Genomic DNA, 11,997 nt, shown 5'->3' with positions numbered 1-11,997 from the left:
GAGAGCTGGGTGCTCAGAGGTGGACCCGCAGGACCTGCCCGGCACCTGCCTCCGTGGTGTGGGTCGTGACGTACGCGTCGTCGCCCCGCAGCGCCACGCCGTACGGGGCGGCGAGACCGCCCGCCACGACCACCGGCGACGTGGATTCGCGCGGCACGCGCACCAGGGCGCCCACGGGACCGTTCAGGAGACCGTTCGCCGCGATCTCCACCGCGTAGAGCCGACCATGGTGGTCGAACGCGAGTGACGTCACGTTCGTCAGCCCCGTGGCGTATGCCGTCGGGGCGTGACCCGGCACGAGGCGCCAGATCGTCGCGGCCCCCTTCTCGAACGGGAAGCCGACGAGCTGGGAGACGTACCAGGCACCATCCGGGCCCCGCACCACGTCGGTGGGCACGGCCTCGGCCGGGAACCCTGCGGGCGGACCGTTGGGCGTCGGCTTCGTCGTGGGAACCGGTGGCAGGACCGCCAGCGTGGTGCCACCATGCCTGGTGCTGTTCACCGCGTTGCCCCCCGAGTCCGTGTAGACGTAGCTGTCGCCCCAGCGCGCCAGCCCGGTCGGGTTGCTCTCGACGTGGCCCTTGTCCGGGTTGGCCCGGGCCTCGTAGGCGGCGAGGTCCGCGATCCGGGTCACCCGCGGCCCCTCGTGCGACCGCAGGTCCACGTTGACGAGCGTGCCGAGCCGGGCGCCCATGGAGCCGAAGCTGGCGCGGTAGGCGGTTGAGCCGCCGAGCCCGATCGTGAGGGCGAAGCTGTCGCCTTCGGTGAACACGAGGTCGGCAGGGCCGAGTGGCTCGTCCGCCGTCCCGACCGACGGCAGTCCGCGCACCACCCGAGTGACCGTGCCCCTCGCCCCGATGCGGGCGACCGAGCCGGTCAGCCCGACGCAGGCCTTGGCCTTGGGGTCGAGGTTGCTGGGGCGGCAGGCCGTCCGGCCGGTGGTGCCGGCCTCCGCGACGTAGAGCCAGCCTCCCGGGCTGAAGGTGAGCTGCCGGGGGCTGTTGAGACCGGAGGCGACCACCTTCGGCGTGTGAGTTGTCGACGAGCTGGTCTGTGCCTCAACTGAGTTCGCCGCGGCCGCACTGACGGCCAAGGTGGCGACACCGATCCCGGCGAACCGCCGGATCAGAGATTTCTTTTTCATGGGCATCCCGTTCGGTCATCCCCTGACCCATCAACGCTAGCCACGCGGGGACAGCCGTTTCATGGACTTCACACAAGTGGCCGGAGCGTCCGGCAACGTCCCGGTCCGCGGGACTTCTGCGCAGATCGACCGTGCCGGAAGCGCCGAAGGTGGCCGCGCGCGGGCACGATGCACCGGCACGTGGCGGCCCGAGCCGCAGCCCGAGCCGCCGGCCGGTCCTACTTGACCTCGGCGCGGGTGAGGCGCCAGATGCCCACCGCGAGCGGGGCGAGCACCCACAGGGTCACCGACGCGGCCAGGTGCGCCCACTGCTCGCCCGTGAGCGAGCCCTGGAACAGCGGGTTCATCGTCTGGTTGAGGTCCAGCCACACGGCGGCGTCGCGCAGCCAGGAGACCATCGAACCGAGGATCGACCAGGCCGTGGGCAGGACGAAGAAGACGACGACCGCCGCGGGCGTGTTCTTGAACAGCATGCCGAAGCCGACGCCCTGCGCGATGCCGAGGAGGACGTAGCCACCGGCTCCGAGCAGCACCAGCGCGTCGACGGACCAGTCACCCGTGACGCCGCGGACGGTGATGGCCGACTGGTGCGCGAGTGCGGCGAGCAGCAGCGAGAGGGCGAACGCGCACGCGCCGACGACGAGCGCCGCGACGGTCTTGGCCCAGGCCACCCGGATTCGGCGCGGCTCCAGCCCGAAGGTGACCAGGCCCGTGCGCTGGCTCCACTCCGACGTCACGGCGAGGATGCCGACGACCGGGAGGACGAGGGCCATCGGCATGGTCGTGGCCTGCAGGTACTCGACGAAGGCGTGCTGCCCGCCGTCGTTGAAGAACATGATCGTCAGGGCGACCGCGATGATGGCACCGATGCCGAGGAGCAGCCAGCGGCCGGCACGGGTGTCGAGCATCTTGCGCAGCTCGACGTGGGTCAGGCGGGCGAACGGCACCCCAGGCGTGGGACGCGGGCCGGTGATGTGGCTCGGGACCTTGGCGTGGGTGGGCAGCGCCGACTCCGCGTTCTTGGAGACGGGCGCGTCCGCAGGGCGGGCAGAAGGCGTGGTGGTGGCGGCGGTGGTGTCGCTGGTGCTGGTCTGGGCGGTCATGCCGCCACCTCCTCTCGCGCGGAGTCGGCCGTGAGGTCGAGGAACATCTCCTCGAGCCCCCGGCTGTCGGCGCCGCGCAGCTCGGTCAGGACGATCTGGTGCGCCACGGCGACCCTGCCCACGACGATCGGCTCGGCCTCGACCTGCAGGCCGCCGGTCGGCGGGCGCTGGGCGACGATCGACTCGCTCGCGAGCGCCGCGGCCAGGGCGTCGTCGTCGGTGGATCGGGTGAACGTGCCCGCGCCGGCGAGCAGCTCCTCCTTGGTCCCCTGGGCGACGATCCGGCCGTGGCCGATGACGATGATCTCGTCGGCGACGCGCTCGATCTCGTTCAGCAGGTGCGAGCTGAGCAGCACCGTGCCACCGCGGTCGGCGTAGCCGCGCAGCAGGTCGCGCATCCAACGGATGCCGGCTGGGTCCAGGCCGTTGGCCGGCTCGTCGAGGATGAGGACCTCCGGGTCACCGAGGAGGGCGTGCGCGATGCCGAGGCGCTGGCGCATGCCGAGGGAGTAGTTGCGCACCCTCCGGTTCGCCTCCTTCTCGGTGAGGCCGACGAGGTCGACCATCTCGTCGACCCGGCTGCGGCCGACACCCATGAGGATCGCGCCCAGCGTGAGCACCTCGCGCCCGGTGCGCCCGGCGTGCTGCGCCGACGCGTCGAGCAGCAGGCCGACGTGGCGTCCGGGGTTCGGCAGGGCGGCATACGGCTTGCCGAGGACGGTCGCCCGCCCAGAGCTCGCGGGCGTCAGGCCGGCCATGACGCGCATGGCGGTCGTCTTGCCCGCGCCGTTCGGACCGAGGAAGCCGGTGACGAGGCCGGGCTTGACCTCGAAGGAGACGTCGTCGACGGCCGTGAAGGGGCCGTAGCGCTTGGTGAGTCGTTCCACTGTGATCATGGGGCCCACCCTCCCGAAACCGGCAACGGCCGCGCATCGGTCACCCACCTGATTCCGACCCCGAGAGAGGCGCCCTCGACCCTGACCGCACTCGGGGTCCGCACTCGGGGTCGGCACTCGGGAGATGAGCAAACCAAAACCGCTGGACGGCATACCCCCTCGCCCCTACCCTCTCTCCCGTGTGGATCTCCTGATGCTCCGAGCCAGCCCGCGCGCTGACCCGTCGACGGCACCGACCGTCTGACGGCACCGCCGGGACCCTGCCGACCATCCAGGACCTCTCATGTCTTCCACCCTCACCATCTCGGGGCTCGACGTCGCCTTCGGCGCGCGCACCCTCTTCTCGGCTCTCGACCTGACCCTTGCCGACGGCGACGTGACGGCGGTCGTCGGGCCCAACGGCTCCGGCAAGTCGACGCTGATGCGCACGATCGTCGGGGAGCTGCCGATCGAGGCCGGGTCCATCCGGCTCGCGCCGCGGGACGCGAGCATCGGCTGGCTGCCGCAGGTCGTGCCCGACGCGGCCGAGACCCTGTTGGCGTACGCGCGGCGTCGCACGGGCGTGACCGCAGCCGACGCCGAGCTCGAGGCGGCGTCCACCGCACTCGCGGAGGGGGCCGACGGCTCCGAGGACCGCTACGCCCTCGCGCTGGAGCGGTGGCTCGCCCTGGGCGCCGCCGACCTCGAGGAGCGCCTGCCCGAGGTCGCCGCCCGCGTCGGCCTCGACGTCGCCCCTGGCCGGCCGCTCGGCACGCTCTCGGGAGGCCAGGCGGCCAGGGCGTGCCTCGTCGCGGTGCTGCTGAGCCAGTACGACGTGCTCCTGCTCGACGAGCCGACGAACGACCTCGACGCTCGCGGCCTCGCCCTGATGGCCGAGTTCGTCCGCGGCCACGAGGGGCCCGTCCTCATCGCGAGCCACGACCGCACCTTCCTCGACGCGGTCACGACGAGCGTCGTCGAGCTCGACCTCAAGCAGCAGCGCATCGGCCACTACACGGGCGGCTGGAGCGACTTCGTCGCGCAGCGCCAGCTGGCTCGGGCGCACGCGTGGCAGGCGTACGAGGGGTATGCCGCCGAGCGCGACTCGCTGCTCGCGCAGTCCCGGCAGCGCCAGGACTGGGCGGCGAAGGGTCGGCGCAACGTCGCCGCCAGCGGGGAACCGGACAAGTTCATCCGCGAGAAGCACAAGGCGCGCGCCGACCGGCAGGCCGCGAAGGGCGCCCGCCTCGAGCGCGCCGCCGACCGTCTGGCCACCGTCGAGCAGCCTCGCAAGGAGTGGCAGCTGCGCTACGCGATCACCGAGGGACGCCCCTCCGCCGACGTCGTGGCGACGCTCTCGGACGCTGTCGTCGAGCGGCACGGCTTCCGGCTCGGACCCGTCGGCCTTGCCGTCGGGCGCGGTGACCGCGTCGCGCTGGTCGGCGACAACGGCTCGGGCAAGACCACGCTGCTGGGTGCGCTGCTCGGCGACCTGCCCCTCACCTCCGGTCGCCGGTCCTTGGGCACGCGCGTCGCCGTCGGCGTCATCGACCAGCGCCGGCACCTGCTCGACGACGACGCGCCCCTCCTCGACGTCGTGCGCCGCCAGCTCGGCACCGACCCGAGAACCGGTCGGGAGTGGCCGATCTCCGACGTGCGCACGCTGCTCGCGAAGTTCGGGCTCGGGTCCGAGCACGTGTCACGGCCGTCGCGGAGCCTGTCCATGGGCGAGCGCACCCGTGCGCTCATGGCCCTCTTCCAGGGGCGTGAGGTCAACGTCCTCGTGCTCGACGAGCCCACCAACCACCTCGACGTCGACGCCATCGAGCAGCTCGAGGCCGCCGTGGCGGCATTCGGGGGGACGGTGCTCGTCGTCAGCCACGACGAGAGCTTCCTGGACGGCATACGGCTCACCCACCGGTGGTCCGTCGAGCGCGGCCGGGTGACCGTGAAGACGCTGTAGGAGGACTCAGCGGGTGGCGCTGCGGCTCCGGCTCCAGCGCCACACCGCCGTCACGAGAACGGCACCGACGATGGAACCGATGATGCCGCTCGGGCGCAGCTCGAGGCCGTCGCCGGCCAGCAGGCTCACGAGCAGGCCGCCGACGAACGAGCCGACCAGACCCGCGACGAATGCCAGCGTCCAGTCGATGCCCTTGCCGTGCCGCCCGAGGATGAGCTGCGCGGCTGCCCCGACCAGCATGCCGAAGAGGATCATGCCGAGGATCAGCATGCGACAAGGGTAGGCGCGCACCGGCCCCCGGAGGAGGAGTTCCACGGGAACGCAGCCCCCGCCGGAGGACGATCTGGGGCACGCTGGACGCATGCCTGCCACCACGGTCGTCCTGTTCGGTGCCACCGGGGACCTCGCCCGTCGCAAGCTGCTCCCGGGGATGCTGCACCTGCACGAGTCGAAGCTGCTGGCCGGGCTGCGCATCGTCGCGACGTCACTCGACGAGCTGAGCCGCGACGAGTTCCTCGACATCGTCTTCGCGTCGGTGCGCGAGCACAGCAGCCACGACGTCAGCGACGACGACCTGCGCGAGTTCGCCGATCGCATCCACTGGGTGCCGGGCAGCGCCGGCCCGCAGGGCATCCGCGCCGCCGTCGACGACTCGGAGGCGATCCTCGGGCCCGACGCTCGCCGTCTGCACTACCTGTCGGTGCCACCGAAGGCGGCACTGGCCGTCGTGCACCAGCTGGCGCAGGCAGGGCTCGTCGAACGCAGCCGCATCATCATGGAGAAGCCCTTCGGCACCGACCTCGCGAGCGCCCGCGCGCTCAACGCCGAGCTGCACCAGGTCTTCTCGGAGGAGCAGATCTTCCGCATCGACCACTTCCTCGGCAAGGAGCCGGCGCAGAACATCCTCGCTTTCCGCTTCGCCAACGGCCTGTTCGAGCCGATCTGGCACCGCAACCACATCGACCACATCCAGATCGACGTGCCCGAGACGCTCGGCCTCTCGCAACGCGCCGACTTCTACGAGGGCACCGGCGCCTACCGCGACATGGTCGTGACCCACCTGTTCCAGGTGCTCGCCTTCACCGCGATGGAGCCGCCGACCGCGCTCGAGCCGGCCGCGATCAGCGAGGAGAAGAACAAGGTCTTCCGGTCGATGGCGCCGATCGAGCCGCACGACGTCGTGCGCGGGCAGTACGTCGGCTACCGCGACGAGCCCGGGGTCGACCCCGAGAGCCAGACCGAGACGTTCGTGGCCCTCAAGTGCTTCGTCGACAACTGGCGCTGGGCCGGTGTCCCGTTCTACCTGCGCACCGGCAAGCGGCTGGCCGAGGGCGCGCGCATCATCTCGATCGCCTTCAAGGAGCCCCCGAGGTCGATGTTCCCCGCCTCCTCGGGCGTCGGCGACAACGGCCCCGACCACCTGACCTTCGACCTCGCCGACAAGGCCCGGATGTCGCTGTCGTTCTACGGGAAGCGGCCGGGCCCGGGCATGAAGCTCGACAAGCTGTCGATGCAGTTCTCGATGCAGGAGACGCACTGGGCTGGTGCGGTTCTCGAGGCCTACGAGCGGCTCATCTACGACGCCGCCCGCGGAGACCGAACCCTGTTCACCTCCGCCGAGGGCATCGAGCGCCTGTGGGAGATCAGCCAGCCGCTCCTCGAGAACCCTCCGCCGGTCCGCGCCTACGACCCGGGAACGTGGGGTCCCAACCAGGTTCACCAGCTCGTCGCGCCCTTCGCGTGGCGGCTGCCGTTCGAGCGCCGCTGGCGCGACCCCAACGTCATGGGCGCCTGAGCCCCCGCACCGTCACCATGCACGGCCACTGCAGGCCCGACCCACGGGACGGCTCACCCGCTTGCGGCTGGAAACCACCATCGTGTCGACACTGACCACCGACGCCGCCTCGTTGGCACGCCACAGCGTGCCCGCCGTCATCGGTGCGGCCGTCGACGCGTCGGGGCAGACGACGAGGGTGGCGACCACCCCGAAGAAGAGGAGGAGCATCGTCGGTGGCCATCGCAGACCTCTGTGTCTCGAGGGGGTGAGGACCGCAGCATGACGCCGTGCGCGCCCCGCCGGTCCCCCCGCAGCGCTAGCGCGGCGCGAGTGTCAGGACCTCCGCGCCGTCCTCGGTGATGGCGATCGTGTGCTCGCTGTGGGCGGTGCGGCAGCCGGTGGCGCTGCGCAGCGTCCAGCCGTCCTCGGCCGTGACGAGCTCGTCGGTGTCGGTCATCACCCACGGCTCCAGCGCCAGCAGCAAGCCGGGTCGCAGCCGGTACCCGCGGCCCGGTCGCCCCAGGTTGGGGACGTGCGGCTCCTGGTGCATCGTCGAGCCGATGCCGTGACCACCGAACTCGGTGTTGACCGGGTAGCCCGCGCCGGAGAGCACCGTCCCGATGGCGTGTGAGACGTCCCCGAGGCGCACTCCGGGACCGGCTGCCGCGATGCCCGCGGCCAGGGCCCGCCGGGTCGTCTCGATGAGCGCGACGCTCTCGGCCGGTCTGGTGTCGCCGACGAGGAAGCTGACGGCCGAGTCGGCGGCGATCCCGTCGAGCGACACGGCGAGGTCCAGCGACACGAGGTCGCCGTCAGCGAGGACCTGGTCGTGCGGTCGCCCGTGGAGCACGGCATCGTTGACCGACGTGCAGATGTAGTGGCCGAACGGCCCACGACCGAAGGACGGCGCGTAGTCGACGTAGCAGGACTGCGCCCCGGCGTCGATGATCATGGCCTTCGCCCAGCGGTCCACGTCGAGCAGGTTCGTCCCGACCGTGCACCGATCTCGCAGGGTCGCCAGGATGTCCGCGACGAGCGCCCCGGAGCGCCGGGCACGGCGTAGCTCACCTGCGTCCAGGATCTCGATCATGCGCACCTCACTCCGTGTCCCCGCCGGCGCTCACTCGCCGGGATAGACGACCCCGACCTGACGGCGCACGTCGTCCATCGTCTCCATGACGCGCAGTGTCGTGGCGTGCGGCATGAGCGGCGACTCCGTCTCGCCGGCGACGAGGCAGCGCGCGAACTCGGCTGCCTCGTAGGAGAACCCGCGCACGTCGTCGGTGAGGCCGCCGGGCCGCTCGTCGATCGTCTCGTTGTGGCGGTCGACGAGGCGGATCGTCGAGCCGGCGCCGTAGAAGGCGCCGGACAGCTCGAGCCGCGCCTCCGTGCCCGCGACGACGGCGGTGCACGGCGTGACGCCGGCCATCGTGCAGGACAGCAGTCCCTGGGTCCCCCCGGTTCCGCTCACGGTGATCGCGGTCGTCGCGTCCACGCCCAGGTCGGTCAGCGTGCCGGTGGCCGAGACCGTGGTCGGGCCGCCGAGGACGAGGTCAGCGAAGGAGACCGGGTAGACGCCGAGGTCGAGCAGCGCGCCGCCGGCGAGCTCGGGCTGCGACAGGCGTTCCGGGCCGTCGGGGTAGAGCCGCTGCCCGTGGTCGGCGAACACCGTCACGAGCTCCCCGATGAGACCCGTCTCGACGACGTGGCGCACGACGTCGTAGTGCGGCAGGAAGCGGCTCCACATCGCCTCGACGACGAGCAGGCCCTGCTCCTCGGCAGCCGCGAACACCTCCCGGGCCTCGGCGGCGCTGCGGGTGAACGCCTTCTCCACGAGCACCGGCTTGCCCGCCTCGAGCGCGAGCAGCGCGTGGTCGCGGTGCTCCGAGTGCGGCGACGCGACGTAGACGGCGTCGACCTCCGGGTCGGCGACGAGGTCCTCGTAGGAGCCGTGCGACTTCGGGATGCCGAACTCGTCGGCGAAGTCCTTGGCCCGGTCGAGGCTGCGCGAACCGACGGCGACGACGGAGGACGCGGTGCCGACCGCCACCGCGTCGGCGAACGTGTGCGCGATCCCGCCGGGCGCGAGGATGCCCCACCGGATGGGGGGCGCGTCGTGGGGGTCGGGCGTGCGCGGCTCGGGCAGCCGGAGCGGCACGTCGATGGGCAGGGTCATGCGGTCACATCCCAGAGGTGGTGGCGGACGTCGTGGACGAAGTAGAGCGCGAGCGTGCGGGCCGTGAACGACGAGCCGTTGCTGCGTAGGGCCGGCCACTCCCACTGCGTACCCGCCGGAAGGGCGTATGCCGTCGCCGCCGTCTCGAAGGCGGCGGCGACCTCGCGTGCCACCACCTCGGGGTCGGAGCGCCAGTACTGCCGCTCGACGGCGGGCGCGTCCTGGTCCCAGTTCGCGAAGGTGACGACCTCGCCGCCCCCGGCGAGGATCTGCTCGAGCCGGCCGGTCATGACGGCGCAGACGTCGCGCACGTGGCAGGCGTACTCGAGCGGTGACCAGACGCCCTCGGCCGGACGGGTGCGCGCGTCGTCCCGACCCAGGCGGGCGGCATACCGAGGGCCCGCGTCGCGGAGGAAGCCGGGGACGTCGGCCGGCTCGAGGGCGGCGGCGGTGAACCCGCAGTCGGGACACGGCCGGTCCAGGACCCAGGTCCAGTCGGCGTCGTCGGGGGTGGAGGGTCCCGGGTCGACGATCGGCTCACGCGTCGGCTCGCTCATGCGCTCAGGGTAGGCGTATCCCCTTGCCCGGACGGCGGCTGTTCGGGAGCCGTTCACGCTCGGGATACCGTATGTCTTCGTGCTCAAGGACTACCTGCCGTGGATCGTCGCCGGCCTCGTCGTGCTGGCGCTGGTCGTCGGGGGGGTCGTCCTCACCCGGGTCACACCCGAGGCCGGCGGGAGCCGGCGGCGCCGTCCACGCCCCCCGCGCGACCACTTCCGCAACGGTGACGACCCCCCGGCACCGCTCAAGCGAGCCGGGGTCGTCATCAACCCGACGAAGTTCACCGACCTCGTGGCCATCGAGCAGCGGATCACCGCGTCGTGCCTCGAGAACGGCTGGGGCGAGCCGCGCTTCTACGAGACGACGGTCGAGGACCCCGGCGTCGGCCAGGCGGCCCAGGCCGTCCGCGACGGCGTGGACCTCGTCTGCACGCTCGGCGGTGACGGCACCGTCCGGAACGTCGCGAGCGCCCTCATCGGCACCGAGACGGCCCTCGGCATCCTGCCGGCCGGGACCGGGAACCTGCTGGCCCGCAACCTCGACCTGCCCGTCGCTCTCGAGGCCGCGGTCTCCGTCGCGCTGACGGGCCGCAACCGTCGCATCGACGTCGGCGAGCTCGTGATCGGCGCCGCCCCGATGGACGAGGCACCGGACGAGTCCGGCGCCCCGGAGACGCACCAGTTCCTCGTCATGAGCGGCATCGGCATGGACGCGCAGATCATGGCCGGCACCAACGAGAACCTCAAGGCGAAGGTGGGCTGGCCGGCCTACATGGTCTCCGGCCTCAAGCACCTCGTCTCCCCGGAGTTCCGCATCTCCGTCAAGGTCGACGACGAGCTGGAGTTCCGCCGCCGCGCCCGCATGGTGGTCATCGGCAACTGCGGGCGGTTGCTCGGCGGGCTCGTGCTCATGCCGAACGCCCGCGTCGACGACGGGCAGCTCGACACCGTCATCGCCTCGCCGCGGGGCGTCGTCGGCTGGGTGCCCGTTGCCACCCGGGTCGCGACCCGCCGCCGCAAGGGCCACGCGACGCTCGACCACAAGGTGTGCAAGGAGGTGCGGGTGCGCACCGACCGGCCCGTGCCCGTGCAGATCGACGGCGACGTCATCGGCGAGGCCACCGAGGTGAGCGCCACGGTCCGACCCGGCTGCCTCACGGTGCGCGTCAGCCAGTAGCCGCTGGACCGGGGTCAGGCGAAAAGCGCCTGGCCCCAGTGCTCGCCGTCCTCCAGCCCCGGCGGGCAGGCGAACAGGGCCGAGCCGCCCACCTCGATGTACTCGTTGAGCCCGTCCGCCTTGGCCAGCGCCCGCTGCATCGGCACGAACTGCCTGCTCGGGTCACGCATGTAGGCGAGGAAGAAGAGCCCGGCGTCGAGATGCCCGACACCGTCCGAGCCGTCGGTGAAGTTGTAGCCGCGGCGCAGGATCCGTATGCCGCCGAGCCGGCTCTCGTGGGCCAGGCGCACGTGGGCGGTCATCGGGATCGCGGGCGTGCCGTCCGGTCCCTTCCGTGCGAAGTCGAGGGCGTCGTGCTCCTTGGCGGCGCCGAGCGGCGCACCCTGCTTCTTGTCGCGGCCGATGACGTCCTCCTGCTCCTGCAGGCTCGTCCGGTCCCACACCTCGATGTGCATCCGGATCCGGCGCGCCACGAGGTAGGAGCCGCCGGCCATCCAGGCGGCCCCAGCCCTCTCGTCTCCGGGCGCGACCCACACGTGCTGGTCGAGGGCCTCGGGCTCCTCGGCCTTGAGGTTGTTGGTGCCGTCCTTGAAGCCGAAGAGGTTGCGGGGCGTGGCCTGCGCGGTCGAGGTCGACGACGTGCGCCCGAAGCCGAGCTGCGACCAGCGGACGGCCACGACGCCGAAGCCGATGCGGATGAGGTTGCGCACCGCGTGGACCGCGACCTGCGGGTCGTTGGCGCAGGCCTGGATGCAGAGGTCCCCGCCGGTTCGACGCGGGTCGAGCTGGTCGCCGGCGAAGGCCGGCAGGTCCTGCAGCGCAGCGGGCTTCTTGGCGGCGAGGCCGAACCGGTCGTCGAAGAGGGAGGGGCCGTAGCCGATCGTGATCGTCAGGCCCGAGGCCGGGAGGTCGTACGCCTCGCCGGTGTCCTCGGGCGGCCGGTTCGGCCCCCCGCCGACCAGGCCCCCGGGCGCGGCCTCGGCACCGGCGGTCATCCGCTCGGCCGCGCGGGTCCACTCCTCGAGGAGGCTGCGCAGCTCCTCGCGGTCCTTCGTCACGACGTCGAGCGCGACGAAGTGGAGGCGGTCCTGGGCCGGCGTGACGATCCCGGCCTGGTGCATGCCACGGAAGGGGATCGGCGCGTCGAGCGAGGCGACCTGTGCTGCGGTGGGCTCGCCGGCACCCGCGGAGGCGGCGTCGAGACGGCGAGTCACGGCATACG

Annotated in this window: 12 protein-coding genes; 3 read left to right on the top strand and 9 right to left on the bottom strand. The window is 72.1% G+C overall.

All coding sequences use genetic code 11. The annotated features are described in order from the left end of the window. Nucleotides 1–13: 13 nt before the first annotated feature. The 3 genes from ABD194_RS08240 to ABD194_RS08230 form a co-directional block, all read right to left on the bottom strand. Complete coding sequence (locus tag ABD194_RS08240; RefSeq protein WP_343989916.1) at nucleotides 14–1,144, bottom strand: ScyD/ScyE family protein; 1,131 nt, start codon at nucleotides 1,142–1,144, stop codon at nucleotides 14–16. Between the two features lie 218 nt (nucleotides 1,145–1,362). After that, nucleotides 1,363–2,247, bottom strand: coding sequence for an ABC transporter permease (locus ABD194_RS08235; protein WP_343989913.1), 885 nt, complete (start codon nucleotides 2,245–2,247; stop codon nucleotides 1,363–1,365). Further along, the gene (locus ABD194_RS08230; RefSeq protein WP_343989909.1) at nucleotides 2,244–3,143 is read right to left on the bottom strand and encodes an ABC transporter ATP-binding protein; all 900 of its coding nucleotides are present in this window, start codon (nucleotides 3,141–3,143) and stop codon (nucleotides 2,244–2,246) included. Before ABD194_RS08230 ends, ABD194_RS08235 begins: the two co-directional genes overlap by 4 nt. A gap of 283 nt (nucleotides 3,144–3,426) precedes the next feature. Here ABD194_RS08230 and ABD194_RS08225 point away from each other — a divergent pair, with 283 nt between their 5' ends. Next, nucleotides 3,427–5,085, top strand: a complete 1,659-nt coding sequence (locus ABD194_RS08225; RefSeq protein ID WP_343989906.1) for an ABC-F family ATP-binding cassette domain-containing protein — start codon at nucleotides 3,427–3,429, stop codon at nucleotides 5,083–5,085. Between the two features lie 6 nt (nucleotides 5,086–5,091). Here the strand turns inward: ABD194_RS08225 and ABD194_RS08220 are convergent, their stop codons facing one another. Continuing rightward, the gene (locus tag ABD194_RS08220) at nucleotides 5,092–5,355 is read right to left on the bottom strand and encodes a GlsB/YeaQ/YmgE family stress response membrane protein (RefSeq protein ID WP_343989903.1); all 264 of its coding nucleotides are present in this window, start codon (nucleotides 5,353–5,355) and stop codon (nucleotides 5,092–5,094) included. 91 nt (nucleotides 5,356–5,446) lie between these two features. Here ABD194_RS08220 and zwf point away from each other — a divergent pair, with 91 nt between their 5' ends. Continuing rightward, nucleotides 5,447–6,880, top strand: coding sequence for a glucose-6-phosphate dehydrogenase (zwf, locus tag ABD194_RS08215; RefSeq protein ID WP_343989900.1), 1,434 nt, complete (start codon nucleotides 5,447–5,449; stop codon nucleotides 6,878–6,880). Between the two features lie 12 nt (nucleotides 6,881–6,892). On the opposite strand, the gene ABD194_RS08210 is transcribed toward zwf, so the two are convergent. The 4 genes from ABD194_RS08210 to ABD194_RS08195 all read right to left on the bottom strand — a co-directional run bounded on the left by ABD194_RS08210 (nucleotide 6,893) and on the right by ABD194_RS08195 (nucleotide 9,595). Next, nucleotides 6,893–7,090, bottom strand: coding sequence for a hypothetical protein (locus ABD194_RS08210; protein ID WP_343989897.1), 198 nt, complete (start codon nucleotides 7,088–7,090; stop codon nucleotides 6,893–6,895). An 88-nt stretch (nucleotides 7,091–7,178) separates the two neighbouring features. Beyond that, complete coding sequence (gene map / locus ABD194_RS08205) at nucleotides 7,179–7,952, bottom strand: type I methionyl aminopeptidase (protein ID WP_343989894.1); 774 nt, start codon at nucleotides 7,950–7,952, stop codon at nucleotides 7,179–7,181. A 30-nt stretch (nucleotides 7,953–7,982) separates the two neighbouring features. Continuing rightward, nucleotides 7,983–9,038 carry a Gfo/Idh/MocA family protein gene (locus tag ABD194_RS08200; protein WP_343989891.1) on the bottom strand — a complete coding sequence of 352 codons (1,056 nt, stop codon included), beginning with the start codon at nucleotides 9,036–9,038 and terminating at the stop codon, nucleotides 7,983–7,985. Continuing rightward, a complete protein-coding gene (locus ABD194_RS08195; protein WP_343989888.1) occupies nucleotides 9,035–9,595 on the bottom strand; it encodes a DinB family protein in 561 nt (186 codons plus the stop codon). Before ABD194_RS08195 ends, ABD194_RS08200 begins: the two co-directional genes overlap by 4 nt. Before the next feature lie 79 nt (nucleotides 9,596–9,674). On the opposite strand from ABD194_RS08195, the gene ABD194_RS08190 reads away from it, so the two are divergent. Continuing rightward, nucleotides 9,675–10,775: a diacylglycerol/lipid kinase family protein gene (locus ABD194_RS08190; protein WP_343989885.1), complete on the top strand. Its 1,101-nt coding sequence runs from the start codon at nucleotides 9,675–9,677 to the stop codon at nucleotides 10,773–10,775. A 14-nt stretch (nucleotides 10,776–10,789) separates the two neighbouring features. Here the strand turns inward: ABD194_RS08190 and efeB are convergent. Beyond that, nucleotides 10,790–11,997: iron uptake transporter deferrochelatase/peroxidase subunit (efeB, locus tag ABD194_RS08185; RefSeq protein ID WP_425579964.1), on the bottom strand; the 1,208-nt coding region annotated here is incomplete at its 5' end.

Origin of the sequence: Terrabacter terrae (assembly GCF_039529575.1) — a bacterium.
GTDB lineage: Bacteria > Actinomycetota > Actinomycetes > Actinomycetales > Dermatophilaceae > Terrabacter > Terrabacter terrae.
The sequence above is the reverse complement of the archived record's forward strand: the minus strand, read 5'-3'. Positions and strand labels throughout refer to the sequence as shown.

Bases quoted from the DNA above. Each gene is read 5' to 3' on its own strand.
- ABD194_RS08240 (WP_343989916.1), bottom strand. From the start codon at position 1,144: ATGAAAAAGAAATCTCTGATCCGGCGGTTCGCCGGGATCGGTGTCGCC.
- ABD194_RS08200 (WP_343989891.1), bottom strand. From the start codon at position 9,038: ATGACCCTGCCCATCGACGTGCCGCTCCGGCTGCCCGAGCCGCGCACG.
- ABD194_RS08195 (WP_343989888.1), bottom strand. From the start codon at position 9,595: ATGAGCGAGCCGACGCGTGAGCCGATCGTCGACCCGGGACCCTCCACC.
- map (WP_343989894.1), bottom strand. From the start codon at position 7,952: ATGATCGAGATCCTGGACGCAGGTGAGCTACGCCGTGCCCGGCGCTCC.
- ABD194_RS08230 (WP_343989909.1), bottom strand. From the start codon at position 3,143: ATGATCACAGTGGAACGACTCACCAAGCGCTACGGCCCCTTCACGGCC.
- ABD194_RS08225 (WP_343989906.1), top strand. From the start codon at position 3,427: ATGTCTTCCACCCTCACCATCTCGGGGCTCGACGTCGCCTTCGGCGCG.
- ABD194_RS08220 (WP_343989903.1), bottom strand. From the start codon at position 5,355: ATGCTGATCCTCGGCATGATCCTCTTCGGCATGCTGGTCGGGGCAGCC.
- ABD194_RS08210 (WP_343989897.1), bottom strand. From the start codon at position 7,090: ATGCTCCTCCTCTTCTTCGGGGTGGTCGCCACCCTCGTCGTCTGCCCC.
- ABD194_RS08235 (WP_343989913.1), bottom strand. From the start codon at position 2,247: ATGACCGCCCAGACCAGCACCAGCGACACCACCGCCGCCACCACCACG.
- zwf (WP_343989900.1), top strand. From the start codon at position 5,447: ATGCCTGCCACCACGGTCGTCCTGTTCGGTGCCACCGGGGACCTCGCC.